Consider the following 17,265-nt stretch of genomic DNA (forward strand, 5'->3'; position numbering starts at 1 on the left):
GCCCGCCTCGCCGCGCTCAGCGCAGCACGAGCGCGCCGATCCCCTGAGCAGGCTCGGGGACGACCACCAGGCCCATCTCGGCGGGGGTGGCCAGCAACGGATGCTTGGGCAGCACCCTGACCGTGTACCCGGAGACCCCTGAGCGCTCCAGCGGCACCGAGCCGGCGTAGCGGACCAGCGGCCCCTCCCCCTCCTGGCCGGGAACCACCGACAGTTCGGCGAAGGACGGGTCCACCAGCTCGTCGAAGGAGTCGACCCGCCCCAGTGCCACCTCGACGCACAGGTCGCCGGGGTCGGCCTCACCCAGGACGAGGGTGGCCCTCACCATCAGCTCTCCCCCGACCTGGGGAGGCTCGTCCATTCCGGTGACCTCGACGTGCTCGATGCGCACGCCCGGCCAGGCCCGCGCGACCCGCTGCTTCCAGGCCGCGAGGGCGTGCACGCCGCGCAGGTCGTCGGCTGCGAGCTGCCGCGAGGAGCGGGCCGCGGGCTGGTAGAGCCGTTCGACGTAATCGCGCACCATCCTGGTGGCCAGGACCTTGGGCCCCAACGAGACCAGAGTGTGCTTGACCATCTCCAGCCAGCGCTTCGGCAGGCCGTCGTCATCGTGGTCGTAGAACAGCGGTGCGACCTGCTCCTGGAAGAGCTGGTAGAGCGCGGCCGCCTCGATGTCGTCGCGCCGGTCCGGCTCCTCCACCCCGTCCGCCGTAGGAATGGCCCAGCCGTTGGAACCGTCGAACCACTCGTCCCACCATCCGTCGCGGATGGAGAGGTTGAGGCCACCGTTGAGCGCGACCTTCATCCCCGAGGTGCCGCACGCCTCCAACGGGCGCAGCGGGTTGTTCAACCACACGTCGCTCCCCTGGGTCAGGGCAGCCCCCAAGGCCATGTCGTAGTCAGGGAGGAAGACGATGCGGTGGCGGACCGCGGGGTCGTCGGCGAAGCGGACGATCTCCTGGATGAGCCGCTTGCCGCCTTCGTCCGCCGGGTGGGCCTTGCCCGCGATGACGATCTGGATGGGGCGCTGAGGGTCCAGGAGCAGGGCCTTGAGCCGGTTCTTGTCCCGCAGCATCAGGGTGAGGCGCTTGTAGGAGGGCACTCGACGGGCGAAACCGATCGTGAGCACGTCGGGGTCGAGGACGTCGTCGATCCAGCCGAGCTCGGCGTCGCTGGCGCCGCGCTGGTGCCAGGAGGCCCGCAACCGACGCCGAACGTCGTGTACGAGCCGTTCGCGGAGCGCACGACGCATATCGCAGAGCTCGCGCTCCCCCACCTCGACAACCTTCTCCCACCCTTCGGCGGTGTCGAAGTCGGCCGAGTCGGGGACCAGCCGCCTGGCCATCTCGAATGCCTCGTCGGCCACCCAGGTGGGGGCGTGCACGCCGTTGGTGATCGAGGTGATCGGCACCTCTGAGCGGTCGAAGCCGGGCCACAGGCCCTGGAACATCCCGCGGCTGACCGCGCCGTGCAGTTTGCTCACGCCGTTGACCCTCTGGGCCAGGCGCATGCCCATGACGGCCATGTTGAACAGGTGGGGGTCACCGCCCTCGTAGCTCTCCGCGCCCAGCGCCATGACCCGCTCGACGGGCAGGCCCTCCAGCGCGACGTCGCCGCTGAAGTGGCGCTCCACCAGATCGCGGGGGAACCGGTCGATCCCGGCCGGCACGGGCGTATGCGTGGTGAACACCGTGCCGGAGCGGGTGGCCTCCAGTGCCTGTTCGAAGGTGAGTCCGCTGGTCGCGATGTACTCGCGCACCCGTTCCAGACCGAGGAATCCGGCGTGGCCCTCGTTCATGTGGAAGACCTCGGGCTCGGGGTGGCCCGTGCTGGCGCAGTAGGCACGGACGGCCCTGACCCCACCGACGCCCAGGAGCAGTTCCTGGCGCAGCCGTTGCTCGTTGCCGCCGCCGTAGAGACGGTCGGTGACGCCCCGCAGTTCGGGGTCGTTGGTTTCCTGACAGGCGTCCAGGAGCAGCAGCGGCACCCGGCCGACGCGCACGACCCAGACGTGTGCCACGAGGGAACGCGCGTCCGGCAGGTCGATGACGATCCGGATCGGGACGCCGTCGTCGGTCAATTGGGTCATCGGCAGACCGCGGGGATCGATTTCGGGGTACTGCTCCAGCTGCCACCCTTCCGGCGACAGGGACTGGGAGAAGTAGCCGTGCCGATAGAGCAGCCCGACGCCGATGATGGGGACACCGAGGTCGCTGGCGCTCTTGAGATGGTCGCCGGCCAGGATGCCCAAGCCGCCGGAGTACTGGGGCAGCGCCGCGTCGATGCCGAACTCGGCGGAGAAGTAGGCGATCGCCGAGGGGGGTTCGGCACCGGGATCGCTGGGCAGCCGCTGGTACCAGAGCTCTGCTCCGAGGTAGCGGTCCAGGTCGGCTGCGGCCTCGTTGAGGCGGGTCTTGAAGTCTGCGTCGGCTGCGAGCTCGGCGAGTCGTTCGGAGCCGACTTCGCCGAGGAGCCGGACGGGATCGCGGTCGACTGCCTGCCACATGTCGGGGTCGACGGCGGCGAACACGGCGCGGGTCGGGGCATGCCACGCCCAGCGCAGGTTGGCCGCGAGCCGGCCCAGGGGAGCCAGCTCGTCAGGTAGGACGGTACGGACGGTGAACCTACGAATGGCCTTCACGGAGCGTGAGGCTAGTCAATGTGCTCGCTCTATGCGAGTACTCCACGCCATCTCGCCCTACATGTCATGAAATAGGGTTTTTCGGCCCGACTTTCCAGTGTACGAGATCTGCCGGAAATAAGAGCGCCACTTTTGCCGCCGAAACACACTCACAAGAAGCAATGGTTTATCAAGGCTTTAATGCAATTAGGTTTCATGCGGCCCTCAAAGGGCAACGCGGAGCTTAAGCCAACGTGCCCCTTGTGACCACTGTGAAGCAAGTCCGTTTTGTCCATGTACGTCTTCCCTGGTCACGGACCGGAGGGCTTCCCATACACCTTTTGCCATCTGTGACTACTCTCACAAAAATAGGAACCCTCAGACTGTCGGAGAGCGGCGAATCGGGCCTGACGATAGACATTGGAACGACCGACCGTTCTAGCGCGAAAACCCCAACACGCCGGGCTTTTCGGGCACTTACTGCTGCCCGAATCCGATTCGGCCCTATCCAGTCCCACCAGACCGCCCCCGCAGCAACCTCTACCTCTACGGTGCACTTGTGATCGGACGATTTCCCATTCTCGACGTCTCACCCGTGGTCGAACCCGGAACGGCAAAAGCCGTCGTCGGTGAGACCTTCCCGGTGAGCGCGACCGTGTTTCGCGAGGGGCACGACGCGCTCAGCTCGGGGGTGGTCCTCTACGACCCCGCGGGACGCAGGCAGCCACTTGTACCGCTCCATGAACTCACCCCCGGTACCGACCGCTTCGGAGCAGAGGTCACCGTCACTTCCGAGGGCCGCTGGTCCTTCTCCATCGAGGCGTGGAGCGACCCTTACGCGACCTGGCTCCACAACGCCGAAATCAAGGTGCCGATCGGTCAGGACGTCGAACTCGTCCTTGAAGAGGGCGCCCGTCTACTGGACCGCGTAGCCCGACGCGTACCCCGCCGGCCCGCGATCGCCGAGATCGCCGCGCGCATGCGCGACGACTCTCATTCGACGGCCGAACGGCTGGCGCTGGCCTCCTCCGCAACGGTGCGCGAGGAACTGGCCGCACGTCCGCTCCGCGAACTGGTCACCAGGTCCAGGCGATTCCCGGTGACCGTCAGCCGCAAACGGGCGCTGTTCGGCTCCTGGTACGAGTTCTTCCCCCGCTCCGAAGGCGCGGTGTCCGGCGGGACGGACGGCGAACAGCGGTCGGGCACTTTCGCCTCGGCGGCCCAGCGCCTGCCCGCTATCGCGGCGATGGGCTTCGACATCGTCTACCTGCCCCCGATCCACCCCGTCGGGTACTCCTACCGAAAGGGCCACAACAACTCGGTCACCGCCCAGTTGGACGACCCCGGCTCGGTGTGGGCGATCGGCTCGCACGAGGGCGGACACGACGCCGTTCACCCCGACCTCGGCACCATCGAGGATTTCGACGCGTTCGTGGCCAAGGCGGGCGAGCACGGCCTGGAGATCGCACTGGACCTCGCGCTCCAGGCATCCCCCGACCACCCATGGGTCAAGGAGCACCCCGAGTGGTTCACCGTACGCGCCGACGGATCGATCGCCTACGCCGAGAACCCCCCGAAGAAGTACCAGGACATCTACCCGATCAACTTCGACCGGGACCCCGAAGGGATCTTCGTCGAGGTGCGCCGGATCGTGCGCTACTGGATGGCGCACGGCGTGCGCGTCTTCCGAGTGGACAACCCGCACACCAAGCCGGTGGCCTTCTGGGAGCGGCTGCTGGCCGACATCGCCTCGACCGATCCGGACGTGCTGTTCCTCGCCGAGGCGTTCACCCGCCCGGCCATGATGCACACCCTGGCGAAAGCTGGGTTCCACCAGTCCTACACGTACTACACCTGGCGCAACACCAAGGAGGAACTCGAGGACTACCTCAACGAGCTCAGCGGCGACGCCGCCGCCTACATGCGTCCCAACTTCTTCCCCAACACGCCCGACATCCTGCATGCCTTCCTCCAGCACGGAGGGCGGCCTGCATTCGAGCTCAGGGCGATCCTGGCCGCGACCCTCTCACCGACCTGGGGAATCTACTCCGGCTACGAGCTGTGCGAGAACGAGGCGGTTCGCCCTGGAAGCGAGGAGTACCTCGACTCCGAGAAGTACCAGTACCGACCTCGTGACTGGGACGCCGCCGAAGCAGCCGAAATGACGATCACGCCCCTGATCAGCAGGTTAAACTACCTGCGGCGGAGCCATCCTGCACTGCAAGAACTGCGTAACCTGCGGTTCCACCGTGCCGATCAGCCCGAGATCATCTGCTACTCGAAACGGCTGGCGGTCGCCGACCAGAAATCACCGGACGTCGTCCTGGTCGTCGCCAACCTCGACCCGCACAACGTCCGCGAAGCGACAGTGTGGCTGGACATGCCCGCTCTCGGCTTCTCTCCCGGTGACCGGATCACGGTCACGGATCAATTGTCGGGTCGCACGTATTCCTGGGTAGACGCCAATTATGTCCGCCTCGACCCACACGTTCAGACCGCTCACGTATTCACAGTCAGTTCCGCCGTAATCGCTCCGAGCTGACCAGCTCATACCGAAGCGCTTCGGGGAACACACTGGACAGCCAACTGGTGGAGAAGTACATCGTGACCACACCCGAGCAGGTGCCCGGCACCAGTCTCACACCCCTCGTGTCCGTGCCGAACACGTTCACACACGAGAAGCCCCGCGATCCCTACTGGTACAAGCACGCGGTCTTCTACGAAGTCCTCGCCCGAGGGTTCTACGACTCCAACGGCGATGGAACCGGCGACCTGCGCGGCCTGATCGAGAAGCTCGACTATCTCGAATGGCTGGGAATCGACTGCATCTGGTTGCTTCCGCTGTACGAGTCACCGTTGCGCGACGGCGGCTATGACATCTCCGACTACATGAAGATCCTCCCCGAGTTCGGCCAGATCGCGGACTTCGTGGAACTGGTGGAGAGGGCCCACGAACGCGGCATCCGGGTCATCGCCGACCTGGTCATGAACCACACCAGCGACCAGCACCCGTGGTTCAAGGCCTCACGCGAGGACCCCGACGGCCCCTACGGCGACTTCTATGTCTGGTCCGACACCACGGAGCGCTACTCCGACGCGCGGATCATCTTCGTGGACACCGAACAGTCCAACTGGTCCTACGACGAGGTGCGCGGCCAGTACTACTGGCACCGTTTCTTCTCGCACCAGCCCGACCTCAACTTCGAGAACCCGGCGGTACAGGAAGCGATCCTGGAGGTGCTGCGGTTCTGGCTGGACCTGGGCATCGACGGGTTCCGCCTGGACGCGGTGCCCTATCTGTACGAGCGCGAGGGGACCAACTGCGAGAACCTCAAGGAGACGCACGAGTTCCTCAAGCGTGTGCGCTCCGAGGTCGACCGGCTCTATCCCGACCGGGTGCTGCTCAGCGAGGCCAACCAGTGGCCCTCCGACGTCGTCGACTACTTCGGCGACTACGAGTCCGGCGGCGACGAGTGCCACATGAACTTCCATTTCCCGCTGATGCCGCGGATGTTCATGGCGGTGCGCCGCGAGCAGCGCTACCCGATCTCGGAGATCCTGGCGCAGACTCCGGCGATTCCGGAGAACTGCCAATGGGCGATCTTCCTGCGTAACCACGACGAGCTGACGCTTGAAATGGTCAACGACGAAGAGCGCGACTACATGTACTCCGAGTACGCAAAGGACCCGCGTATGCGGGCGAACGTCGGTATCCGACGGCGGTTGGCACCGCTCCTGGACAACGACCAGAACCAGATGGAGCTGTTCACCGCGCTGCTGCTGTCGCTTCCGGGATCGCCCGTCCTCTACTACGGCGACGAGATCGGTATGGGGGACAACATCTGGCTGGGGGACCGCGACGGCGTGCGGACCCCCATGCAGTGGACGTCCGATCGCAACGCCGGATTCTCCCGAGCCGATCCGGCCCGACTGTACCTGCCGTTGATCATGGACCCGATCTACGGCTACCAGGGGATCAACGTCGAGGCCCAGCGCGGGAATCCCAGTTCGCTGCTGAACTGGACCCGCAAGATGATCCAGATCCGCAAGCAGCACGCGGTGTTCGGGACCGGGGCCTTCACCGAGCTGCACGCCAGCAATCCCAGTGTCCTGGCGTTCGTGCGCGAGTACGGCGACGACCGGATGCTGTGCGTCAACAACTTGTCGCGCTTTCCCCAGCCGGTGGAACTGGATCTGCGCCGCTTCGAGGGAACCACACCGATCGAGTGCATGGGCGGGGTGCAGTTCCCCCCGATCGGGGAACTCCCCTATTTGCTGACCCTGCCCGGACACGGCTTCTACTGGTTCCAGCTGCCACCCGTCGCCGACGAGGGGCAGAGCGCCAAGGAACAGGAGACGCCCCAACCTGCGGTGGTGACAGCGGCCCCGGTCGCCCGAGCCACCAGCTCCACCACAGCGAGGACCACGCCCGGCGCGGGCCGGCGGCCCGACCCGCAGCCCTAAGGAGAAACGGATCTCTTCATCATGACTCGGCTTGAGGAGCTGCTGACCGACTGGTTCCCGCTACAACGCTGGTTCGCCGGCAAGGGAGTGCCCATCGACGCGTTGCGCGTCGAGACCGAGCACGTCCTGATAGCCGGAGAACCGGGACTTCGGGTTCTGGTGGTAGCCGTCGACCAACGCGGGACAACCGACCGCTACCAGGTGCTCCTCGGGCTGAGACCGGAGGGATCGCTCGGCGACGAGCTCGCACACGCCGTAATCGGGGTGTGCGAGCCTGCGCCGGACGGCGCGGGCCTCACCTCCGCCGCGGTGGTCTACGACGCCGTTCACGATCCGGAACTGACTGCACACCTGCTCGATCAGATCTCGGCCGGGGCCGGCGACGGTCCGGTGCGCTTCCGGTCGATGCCGGGGAGCCGGGTACGCACCGGGCTGCGCAGTCTGGTTCTCACCGGCGAACAGTCCAACACGACGCTCGTCTACGGCGAGGAGTACATCCTCAAGGTATTTCGCCGGTTGTGGCCCGGCCCCAACCCGGACCTGGAACTCACCTCGGCCCTGGCGGACTCGGTGTACGCGGCCCGCCCGCACGGGTGGATCGAGACGGATCTGCGCACATCGGCCGACGGCACGGCGGTCTCAACGACGCTGGCGATGCTGCAGGAGTATCTGCGCAGCGCAACCGATGGCTGGGTCCTGGCAGCGACCAGCGTGCGCGATCTCTACGCGTCTCCTGAGACCACGCCCTCCGATGCCGGCGGCGACTTCGCGGGCGAGGCGCAGCGCCTGGGGGCCGCGACCGCTGCAGTGCACCGAGACCTGGCCCGGGCACTGCCAACGGACGTGCTCACCCCTCGGACACGCGCTGAGATGGCTGACGGTATGGTCGCGCGTCTGCATACGGCCGTGGCCGAGGTCCCGGACCTGGCCCCGTATGCGGTGGCGCTGCGGGCGGCTTTCGAGGCGTTCGCCGCCCTGGACGCAGAGCTGCCTGTCCAGCGGGTACACGGCGACTTCCACCTGGGGCAGGTGGTGCGTACCGACACCGGGTGGGTGCTCCTGGATTTCGAGGGAGAACCTGCCGTCCCGGTGCACGAGCGCCAGAAACTGTCGAGTCCGCTACGCGACGTGGCCGGAATGTTGCGCTCCTTCGACTACGCAGCACGTCACCAGCTCATCGGGCATACCGGTGACACCACCGATCTCACCGAGGCGGCAAGGGCCTGGGCCCAGCGCAACCGTGAGGCGTTCTGCGAGGGCTACGCATCGGGGGGCGGCACGGACCCGGAGAAACACCAGGTCGTCCTCCGCGCCTTTGAATACGACAAGGCCGTCTACGAGGTGATGTACGAAACGCGGCACCGTCCCGGCTGGGTCGGAATCCCACTGGATTCGATCGCCGCACTGACCGGCCAGACCATCCCGCTCTCGGGGTAGTCGGCGTCGTCTCGGGGTCGACGACAGACCAACGGGGCCGCAGTTTCGACGCGGCCGTCCGAATCGCCCCACCCGCCAGAAGCTACCGCGCCGGGACGGTTCGGACACGGCACACGCAGTGTCGGACATCCGAAACCCCTGGCGTATCAATCGGACCGAATGGGTTGTACGCCCTACGTTGGGTAACTATGCACTCGGCCCCCTCGACGCAACCAGGAATCTCATGAACGACGCTCTGCTGTCCGAGATCGACCAACTGGTCTCCGGCCATCACCACGCACCGCACGACCTGCTCGGCGCGCATCCCGGCACTGACGGGATCACGGTGCGCGTGTTGCGGCCGATGGCCTGGTCGGTCCACCTGCTGCTTGCCGACGACAGCCGGATCGAACTCTCCCATCTGCACCGCGGCGTGTTCGCCGGGACGGTTCCGGGCACGGAGGTGCCCGACTACCGCCTCGTGGTGCGCTACTCGGCGGAAAGCGGCGAGACCGTCACCGACGACCCCTACCGCTTCTGGCCCACGCTGGGCGCGATGGACATGCACCTGATCGGGGAGGGCCGACACGAGGAACTGTGGCGCGCGCTGGGCGCACACACCAGGCGCTACCCCTCACGGATGGGAGAGGTGCACGGGACCTCTTTCGCGGTGTGGGCCCCAAGCGCTCAGGGGGTACGGGTGATCGGCGACTTCAACCACTGGGACGGAACCGCGCACCCGATGCGCTCACTCGGCTCGACCGGTGTGTGGGAACTGTTCGTACCGGGCGTGGGCGACGGAACCCGTTACAAGTTCGCGGTCCTGGGCGCGGACGGGGTCTGGCGGGAGAAGGCCGACCCGATGGCGTTCGCCGCACAGGAACCGCCCCAGACCGCTTCGGTCGTTTACACCTCCGATTACTCATGGGATGACCACGGCTGGCTGACCGACCGCAAGACCGAGGACTGGACCAGGCGTCCGATGAGCGTCTACGAGGTCCACCTGGCCTCGTGGCGACCGGGGTTGTCCTACTCCGAGCTCGCCGACCAGCTGGTGTCCTATGTACAGGAGCTCGGTTTCACGCACGTGGAATTCCTCCCGGTCTCCGAGCACCCCTTCGGAGGATCGTGGGGATACCAGGTCACCTCCTACTACGCTCCCACGTCGCGGTTCGGCTCCCCCGACGAGTTCCGGCACCTGGTCGACGCCCTGCACGGCGCCGGCGTCGGAGTCCTGCTGGACTGGGTCCCCGCGCACTTCCCCAAGGACGAGTGGGCGCTGGCCCGGTTCGACGGCACTGCGCTGTACGAGCACGGTGATCCCAACCGGGGCGAACACCCCGACTGGGGCACGATGATCTTCGACTACGGCCGCACCGAGGTGCGCAACTTCCTGGTCGCCAACGCGCTCTACTGGCTGGAGGAATTCCACATCGACGGCCTGCGGGTGGACGCCGTGGCCTCCATGCTCTACCTCGACTACTCCCGCGAGTCCGGTCAGTGGACGCCCAACACCTACGGCGGCCGGGAGAACCTGGAGGCGATCGAGTTCCTGAAGGAACTCACCGCCACCGCATACCGGCGCAACCCCGGGATCACGATGATCGCCGAGGAGTCCACGGCCTGGCCGGGGGTCACCCGACCGACCGACGCCGGCGGCCTGGGGTTCGGCTTCAAATGGAACATGGGGTGGATGCACGACACCCTTTCCTATTTGCAGCACGAACCGGTTCACCGGCAGTACCACCACAACGAGGTCACCTTCTCGATGGTGTACGCGTTCAGCGAGAACTACGTGCTTCCGCTGTCGCACGACGAGGTCGTACACGGCAAGGGCTCACTGCTGAACAAGATGCCCGGTGACGAGTGGCAGCGCTGCGCCAATCTGCGTGCGTTGCTGGGCTACATGTGGGCCCACCCGGGCAAGCAGCTGCTGTTCATGGGCGACGAGATCGGCCAGGGCACCGAGTGGTCGCACGAGGCGGGCGTGCAGTGGTGGCTGCTGGAGCATGCCCACCACCGAGGCGTGCAGCAGTTGGTGGCCCGGTTGAACCAGGTCTATCGTGCGACCCCGGCACTGTGGTCGCTGGACACCGAGCCCGCCGGTTTCACCTGGTTGGACGGTGGGGACGCGGCCGGGAACACGTTGTCCTTTTTGCGCTGGGGGGAGGACGGGTCGGTCCTGGCCTGCCTGGCGAACTTCAGCGGGTCCCCGCACACGCAGCGCCGTGTGGGCCTGCCCTCTGCCGGCCGCTGGCGCGAGGTGGTCAACACCGACGACCGCGACTTCGGCGGTAGCGGTGTCTGCCAGCCCGGGGTCATCGAGGCCACGGAGACTCCTTGGAACGGCCAGCCGGCCTCGGCGACGGTGACCTTCCCGCCGCTCGGCGTGTCCTGGTTGGTGCGCGAAGAATAAGCAACTTCCGGGGGCGGTCTCGGCCGTTCTGCCGAGGCCGCCCCCGGATCTCGGCCACTCGGCCGATGTGACCGGTACGGCCCGACCGTAGCGTCTAGTAGATGACTTCACGAGACGAATTACAGGAAGCGCCCGCCCCGCGACGACGGATCGATGTACTGGACGTCCTGCGCGGGTTCGCGCTGTGCGGAATCCTGCTGGTGAACATCCAACCCGTCACGCACATGGGCTACGGAATGTCGTCGGCCGATTTGCAGACGAGCGGCCAGCACCTGGCCCCCCAGGTCCTGAACCTTCTGGTGGCCGGACGGTTCATGCCCGTCTTCGCGTTCCTTTTCGGGGTGGGCTTCGCGCTTTTCCTGGACTCCGCGTCCGCGCGTACCGCCTCGCCCCGATGGGTGCTGGCCCGGCGCCTGACCGTGCTGGGAGTGCTCGGATTCGCCCACGGGTACCTGCACCCCGGTGAGGCGCTGCTGCCCTATGCGGTGGCGGGCCTGGTGGTCCTCCTGCCCGCCTCCTACCTTCCCCGCTGGCTGGTCCTGGCCGGCGGAACGATCGCCTGCGTATTGGGCGTGACGGTCGTGAACGGCGGAATCAGCCTGATCCCGGGACTGTTCCTGCTGGGGCTGGCGGTGACCCGATACGGCGTCTGGCGCTCCCTCCCGCAACAGGGCACTGCCTTGGCCATCACTTTTGTCGTGTTCGTCGCCACGGCGGTCCCTGCCGCGTACTGGCAGTTCACCGAGCTTTCGATGAGCGGTTTCAGTCATTCGAGTGCTGTGGCCGGCCTGCTGATGGCGGGGGTCTACGTCACGGGGCTGTGCCTGTTGATGCGCACTCGACTGTCGGGGCTGCTGCATGCGGTGTTCGCACCGCTGGGGCGAATGGCCCTCACGAACTACCTGAGCGCCACGGTCATGGTGGTCGTGGCCGGATGGCTGCTGGACTTCGAGAGCTCCATGCAGTGGGGGGCGCTGTTCGTCCTGGCCGGCGTCGTGCTGATGGTGCAGTGGGGATGGAGCACGCTCTGGCTGCGCCGTTTCCGTTACGGACCGGCGGAATGGGTATGGCGGTGTCTCACCTGGTGGGAACTCGTCGACAACCTCAGGCCCGCCGAGTCCGCGGCAAACAAAAGCGCGCGGCTCGACGCCGGGGCCTGATTCCCGGCGGCCGCGAGTCCTGGTGCTCCTCCCACACCAGGTCGCGTGTCCACCGGAGTCGACCGCCCGAACCCAAGGCCCTCGTCGTCCCTCCTCAAAGACGGCGCGGGTGCTTCCCCTCCCGTGGGACGTCGGGCGGCCGACGATCGAGTGCGGATCGCAACGACTTCTCCCAAAACCGTGCGTAGCCGTTCCAATACCGCAATGGTTAATAGTATGACCGTTACACAGTAATGTTGGCAAGTAACTTCGGTTACTAACCAAAAGAGTCCGTAGGATGGCCCCATGGAGAGCGAAAGCCCCACCGTCGCACTCTGGCAGCTCGCTCGGGAACTGGTACGGCTGCGGGAAGAGCGCGGGCTGACCAGGGCAGAAGCGGCGCGGCTGGTCGAGATCAGCGGGGCGGCGGTGGGACGCTGGGAGAGCGCCGAGCGCGTCCCCAGGGAAAAAGACCTCAAGCACCTACTCACGGAATACGAACTCTCCGAGGACGAAATCGTCGACCTCGTGCAGCTGCGCCGCCAGGCCGGCAAGCGAGGATGGTGGCAGCCCTACTCCCTTGACCGCCAATACGGCACCTTCATCGGCCTGGAAGCCGACGCGACCAGTATCGAGATCTACGAGAGCAGCTGGATCACCGGCCTCCTCCAGACGGAGGACTACGCACGGGAAGCTATCAAAGGCACCCTCTCCCGAGGCGCTCCGGAGAGTATCGAGCAGCAGGTAGAAGCGCGACTCAATCGGCAGAAGCGGGTCCTGTCCGACTCCGGTCCGCAGGTCTGGGTGATCATGGGCGAGGCAGCCGTACGCCAGCTCATCGGCGGCGCCAAGGTGATGCATGCTCAACTTGAGCACCTGCTGGACCTGATGGACCACCCTCGTCTCACCATCCAGGTAATCCCTTACACCGCAGGAGTGCACGTCGGACTGCGGATGCAGAGCTTCCTGCTATTGGAGCTCGCAGATTTTGGCTTGACCACCGTCTATGTCGAGGGGCACGGCAGTAACCTCTTCCTCGAGAGTGACGAAGACATCCTGGAACACCGGGAGATCTTCAATCAGCTCCGCCTCGCCGGAGCGGGCGGCGACATAGTGCGCTCGTTGCTGAGCAGCGCATTACGCGAGGTCGCGCTATAGAGGGAGGCCCTAGATGACGGCGGGGATCGGGAAGCGGACGAGTGCACGCGGGGTGTGGCACACATCCAGCTACAGCGGCGACATGGGCAACTGCGTAGAAGTCGTCTCCCTTCCCCGCAGCCACGGAGTACGTGACACCCAGGACCGGGACGGTGCCACGCTGGGTTTCGCGACGACCGAGTGGACCGCCTTCGTCAACTCGGTCAAGCACGAAGCCCTCTAGCCCCGCCTACCGGTTGTACTCGGTCACGTCCATGGACTCCGCGACCTGGAGATAGACGGGTTCGTAGCGCTGGTCGATCGACCACGCGTAGACCAACACGTCACTGGTGGGCAGGAACCACATTCGGACCTCGAAGGTCTCATCGTTGTCGCAGGTGACCGACCAGACCGAATAGTGGGACTTGAGCCCGTCGGCGTGCGTGGTGAGGCCGTTGCCCACCACCTGGTGTCTGGCCTCCTTGATCCCGACCTCGCCGGCAGCAGCGGTATTGGGGCTGCGGCACGCGGAGGTGTCGGCCGCCCACCCGTCGTCCTTGTTGAACGCGTCGCCCTTCTTGGGCCAATTGGCGGAGTCGCGCTCGGCTGCCTTGGGCCGCACCTGGATCGCACCGTAGCCGCAGTCGGACTGCCCCGGAGGACGCATGCACAGCTGCCCGTCTCCTTGGTCCACCTCCCACCCCTCGGGGGCGTCGATCACGACTCCCTCGATGTTCTGGGAACTGAATCCCTCCGGCGCCGGCGCCTGCGCGGCGGGCAACAGGCCGCCATAGGTGGCGTCAGGCTCGGGAACCGCTCCGGTCGGAACGTCGCCTCCCCCGCCGCAACCCGCTACGAGCAGCACGGTCGCAGCCGCGGCTGCCGCGGCAACCGTGCTGTGGGTACCCGTGCGACGACCCTGGGGCCTGAACCGCGATCGGCGAGGCGTGCCGAGCATACGATTCCCTTCCTCCGGAAAGCTTGACCTCAACGACGATAGCGGGCGAATCTGACGTTCTGCGCCACAGCACATCCTGTGACGCCAGCCGCTCATCCGCGAGAGGACATCCGGTGCGCATCGTCGGTTACTTCCCCCAGTGGGGTATCTACGACCGTCACTACTTTCTCCGCGATGTCCACTCCAGCGGGCAGGCGGCCAAACTGACCCACCTCACCTATGCGTTCGGTGAACTGGACCCGAGCGGTGTGTGCGTCATGACCGACGAGGCCACCGGTGACGCGTGGGCGGACTATCAGTGCCGTTTCGACGCGAGCGAGAGCGTGGACGGCAAGGGGGACTCCTACGAACAGCCCCTCGCAGGCAATTTCTATCAGTTGCGCAAGCTGAAGAAGCGCCACCGCCAGCTCAGGGTGGGCATCTCCTTCGGAGGGTGGAACGCCTCCAAGCACCTGTCCAATGCGGCGCTTACCGCCGAGTCACGAGCGGCCTTCGCCGCTTCGGTGGTCTCGACCTACCTGGACGGCAACCTTCCTGTGTTGCCGGGCGAGCCGCAAGGCGGGCCCGGAGCCGCCGCAGGCGTCTTCGACTACGTGGACTTCGACTGGGAGTGGCCGGCCTCTGACGGCAACGACCACAACATCGTGCGCCCCGAGGACCGGCGCAACTTCACGCTGTTGTTGGCCGAGACCCGCCGTCAGCTCGACGCCTTCAGCCAGCGCACCGGACGACTGGTGGAGATCAGCGCCTACCTGCCGGCCGATGCCTCCCGAATCGAAGCCGGGATCGATGCCGAGGTGTTTCGCTACCTGGACTTCGCGATCGTGCAGGGATACGACTTCAGCGGCGACTGGGACCTCACCACCAACCACGCCTCCCAGCTCTACACACCCCGTGCCGACCCTTCCCCCGGCCGGCTGAGTGTGGACTCCGGCGTAGTGAACTACTTGGAGTTGGGGGTCCCCCCGGAACGACTTCTCGTGGGCGTTCCAGGTTTCGGTCGGGGCTGGAGCGGGGTCCCGAGGGTGGACAACGGCCTCTACCAGCGCGCCGCGAACGTGGCCCCCGGAACATGGGATCCGGGAGACGAGGACTACAAGGTCCTGAGCCGCCGTCCCGGCCCCCGGTTCCGCGACTCCGAGAACGGGGCGGTGTGGCTCTACGACGGCACCGAGTTCTGGAGCTACGACGATCCCGACCTGATCCGCGCCAAGGCCGCCTACGTCCGCGAGCTCGGGCTGGGCGGTCTGAGCCTGTGGTCCCTGGACGGTGATGACGCACAGGGTTCCCTTGTTCGGGCCATGCACGGGTGACCGTTACCGACAGACCACGGGTGTCCGGCAGCGGGGCCGGGTGTGGACGAACCCGGTCGGCCGGTTGTCGCAGCAACTAGCCTGGGACGCATGGTGGATGTCGTGAAACTGCTCGAACCCGTGTCCAAGCTCCACCAGCGGCGCAACGCCCCGCTGGTCCTGGAACTCGACCTGACGGAGGGGATCTCCGACGAGACGCCCGGCGACCCCGTCGGCCAACTCCTTGCGATGCGCCGGCAGCGGATGTCCGACGTCATCGAGGGGATCAGACGCGGCGCACGCGACCGTCGGGTCAAGGCGCTTGTGGTGAAGATCGGCGGCTACCCCATCGGCATGGCGAAGGTTCAGGAGCTGCGCCAGGCAGTCGAGGTGTTTCGTCGTTCGGGCAAGGCCACGGTCGCCTGGAGCGAGTCGTTCGGCGAGTTCGGCCCCGGTTCGGTCCCCTACTACCTGGCGACGGCCTTCGAAGAGGTCGCGCTTCTTCCGTCCGGCACCGTCGGCCTGACCGGCCTGAGCGTCACCAGCAAGTTCTTCCGGGACGCCATCGAGAAGCTCGGCGTGGAGTACGAGATCGGCGCGCGCCACGAGTACAAGACCGCCGTCAACACTTTCAAGGAGCGAGGGTTCACCGAGGCGCACCGCGAGGCCAGCGGACGGATCGTCGAATCGTTCACCGAGCAGATCGTGGAGGGGATCAGTACCGGACGCGGTTTGTCCCCCGAACAGGCCCGAGGCCTCATCGATCGTGGACCGTTCCTGGCCGCCGAGGCATTGGACGCCGGGCTGGTCGACCGCTTGGCCTATCGGGACGAGATCTACGCCGACCTGTTGGGACGCTGGTCCACCGCGAAGACGCCTGCGCACCTGCAGTACGTATGGCGCTATCAGCGGGCACGCTCCCTGCCCGACCGGGTCCCCTCGGTGCAGCGCGAACGGTACGTCGCGATGGTCTCCGGGGTCGGTCAGATCGTTTCGGGACGCAGCCGGCGCTCCCCGCTGGGCGGCGGCTCTGCCATGGGCTCCGACACCGTGGCGGCCGCGCTGCGCGCGGCTCGACAGGACCCTCAGGTCGGGGCGGTGGTGTTCCGTGTGGACAGTCCGGGAGGCTCGGCTACGGCCTCGGACGTGATCTGGCGTGAGGTGAAGCTGACCCGTGAGTCGGGAACCCCGGTCGTGGTGTCGATGGGCGATGTCGCGGGGTCGGGCGGTTACTACGTGGCGGCCAGTGCCGACGCCATCGTGGCGCAGCCGGGCACCATCACCGGATCGATCGGTGTGTTCGTCGGAAAGGCGGTACTTTCGGGGCTGCTCGACCGGATCGGGGTGGCCAGCGACTCCATCGACGGCAGCGCGCACGCGGGCATGTTCAGCGCGGACCGTCGGTTCAGCGAGTCGGAGTGGGAGCGCGTCAACGCGATTCTCGACCAGATCTACGACGATTTCACCGCCAAGGTCGCCGAGGGGCGCGGGATGACCCGTGAGCAGGTCCACGAGGTGGCCCGCGGGCGGGTCTGGACCGGAAAGGACGCATTGGCCAACGGACTGGTGGACCGATTGGGCGGCCTGGAGACCGCGGTGCGGCTGGCCCGGGACAAGGGCGGGCTAGCCCGCCTCGCGCCGGTCCGGCACTATCCTCGACCCAACCCGCTGGAGCGGCTGATCCCGGCCGAATCCAGCGAGGACAGGACGGCCGTGGCTGGTGTGCGCCTGAACGCTTGGGGCCCGCTGGCCGAGGTGTCCGCGCGGCTGGGGCTGCCCGCCGCCGGTCCCCTGGTCATGCCGGGTACGTGGGAGGTTCGTTGACC

The 17,265-nt window shown here is 66.6% G+C and carries 11 protein-coding genes; 9 read left to right on the forward strand and 2 right to left on the reverse strand.

The window, feature by feature from the left end; all coding sequences use genetic code 11:
• Window positions 1-16: 16 nt before the first annotated feature.
• Window positions 17-2,638 (reverse strand): alpha-glucan family phosphorylase, encoded by a 2,622-nt coding sequence (glgP, locus tag QSJ59_RS05095; RefSeq protein ID WP_285757508.1) that lies wholly within the window; start codon window positions 2,636-2,638, stop codon window positions 17-19.
• Between the two features lie 538 nt (window positions 2,639-3,176).
• Here glgP and QSJ59_RS05100 point away from each other — a divergent pair.
• The 7 genes from QSJ59_RS05100 to QSJ59_RS05130 all read left to right on the forward strand — a co-directional run bounded on the left by QSJ59_RS05100 (window position 3,177) and on the right by QSJ59_RS05130 (window position 13,433).
• Complete coding sequence (locus QSJ59_RS05100) at window positions 3,177-5,159, forward strand: alpha-1,4-glucan--maltose-1-phosphate maltosyltransferase (RefSeq protein WP_285757509.1); 1,983 nt, start codon at window positions 3,177-3,179, stop codon at window positions 5,157-5,159.
• Between the two features lie 107 nt (window positions 5,160-5,266).
• Window positions 5,267-7,081: a maltose alpha-D-glucosyltransferase gene (gene treS / locus QSJ59_RS05105; RefSeq protein WP_285757911.1), complete on the forward strand. Its 1,815-nt coding sequence runs from the start codon at window positions 5,267-5,269 to the stop codon at window positions 7,079-7,081.
• Window positions 7,082-7,102: 21 nt separating this feature from the next.
• On the forward strand, window positions 7,103-8,518 hold the full coding sequence (locus tag QSJ59_RS05110) for a maltokinase N-terminal cap-like domain-containing protein (protein ID WP_285757510.1): 1,416 nt from the start codon (window positions 7,103-7,105) through the stop codon (window positions 8,516-8,518).
• 223 nt (window positions 8,519-8,741) lie between these two features.
• Window positions 8,742-10,913, forward strand: a complete 2,172-nt coding sequence (glgB, locus tag QSJ59_RS05115) for a 1,4-alpha-glucan branching protein GlgB (RefSeq protein WP_285757511.1) — start codon at window positions 8,742-8,744, stop codon at window positions 10,911-10,913.
• Between the two features lie 101 nt (window positions 10,914-11,014).
• Entirely contained in the window at window positions 11,015-12,073 is a 1,059-nt protein-coding gene (locus tag QSJ59_RS05120; protein ID WP_285757512.1) for a DUF418 domain-containing protein, read from the forward strand.
• Between the two features lie 285 nt (window positions 12,074-12,358).
• Window positions 12,359-13,210 carry a helix-turn-helix domain-containing protein gene (locus QSJ59_RS05125; RefSeq protein WP_285757513.1) on the forward strand — a complete coding sequence of 284 codons (852 nt, stop codon included), beginning with the start codon at window positions 12,359-12,361 and terminating at the stop codon, window positions 13,208-13,210.
• A 13-nt stretch (window positions 13,211-13,223) separates the two neighbouring features.
• On the forward strand, window positions 13,224-13,433 hold the full coding sequence (locus tag QSJ59_RS05130) for a DUF397 domain-containing protein (protein ID WP_285757514.1): 210 nt from the start codon (window positions 13,224-13,226) through the stop codon (window positions 13,431-13,433).
• Between the two features lie 6 nt (window positions 13,434-13,439).
• On the opposite strand, the gene QSJ59_RS05135 is transcribed toward QSJ59_RS05130, so the two are convergent.
• Window positions 13,440-14,147, reverse strand: coding sequence for a hypothetical protein (locus tag QSJ59_RS05135; protein ID WP_285757515.1), 708 nt, complete (start codon window positions 14,145-14,147; stop codon window positions 13,440-13,442).
• Window positions 14,148-14,260: 113 nt separating this feature from the next.
• Between QSJ59_RS05135 and QSJ59_RS05140 the strand changes: the two genes are divergently transcribed.
• Complete coding sequence (locus QSJ59_RS05140; RefSeq protein ID WP_285757516.1) at window positions 14,261-15,460, forward strand: glycoside hydrolase family 18 protein; 1,200 nt, start codon at window positions 14,261-14,263, stop codon at window positions 15,458-15,460.
• A gap of 90 nt (window positions 15,461-15,550) precedes the next feature.
• Window positions 15,551-17,263 carry a signal peptide peptidase SppA gene (gene sppA, locus QSJ59_RS05145; protein WP_285757517.1) on the forward strand — a complete coding sequence of 571 codons (1,713 nt, stop codon included), beginning with the start codon at window positions 15,551-15,553 and terminating at the stop codon, window positions 17,261-17,263.
• Window positions 17,264-17,265: the final 2 nt, after the last annotated feature.

Origin of the sequence: Nocardiopsis ansamitocini, from assembly GCF_030268225.1 — a bacterium.
Taxonomy (GTDB): domain Bacteria; phylum Actinomycetota; class Actinomycetes; order Streptosporangiales; family Streptosporangiaceae; genus Nocardiopsis_D; species Nocardiopsis_D ansamitocini.

What these genes read in the sequence shown, in the direction of transcription:
- QSJ59_RS05110 (WP_285757510.1), top strand. Translation starts at nt 7,103, where the DNA reads ATGACTCGGCTTGAGGAGCTGCTGACCGACTGGTTCCCGCTACAACGC.
- glgB (WP_285757511.1), top strand. Translation starts at nt 8,742, where the DNA reads ATGAACGACGCTCTGCTGTCCGAGATCGACCAACTGGTCTCCGGCCAT.
- QSJ59_RS05120 (WP_285757512.1), top strand. Translation starts at nt 11,015, where the DNA reads ATGACTTCACGAGACGAATTACAGGAAGCGCCCGCCCCGCGACGACGG.
- QSJ59_RS05125 (WP_285757513.1), top strand. Translation starts at nt 12,359, where the DNA reads ATGGAGAGCGAAAGCCCCACCGTCGCACTCTGGCAGCTCGCTCGGGAA.
- QSJ59_RS05130 (WP_285757514.1), top strand. Translation starts at nt 13,224, where the DNA reads ATGACGGCGGGGATCGGGAAGCGGACGAGTGCACGCGGGGTGTGGCAC.
- QSJ59_RS05135 (WP_285757515.1), bottom strand. Translation starts at nt 14,147, where the DNA reads ATGCTCGGCACGCCTCGCCGATCGCGGTTCAGGCCCCAGGGTCGTCGC.
- sppA (WP_285757517.1), top strand. Translation starts at nt 15,551, where the DNA reads ATGGTGGATGTCGTGAAACTGCTCGAACCCGTGTCCAAGCTCCACCAG.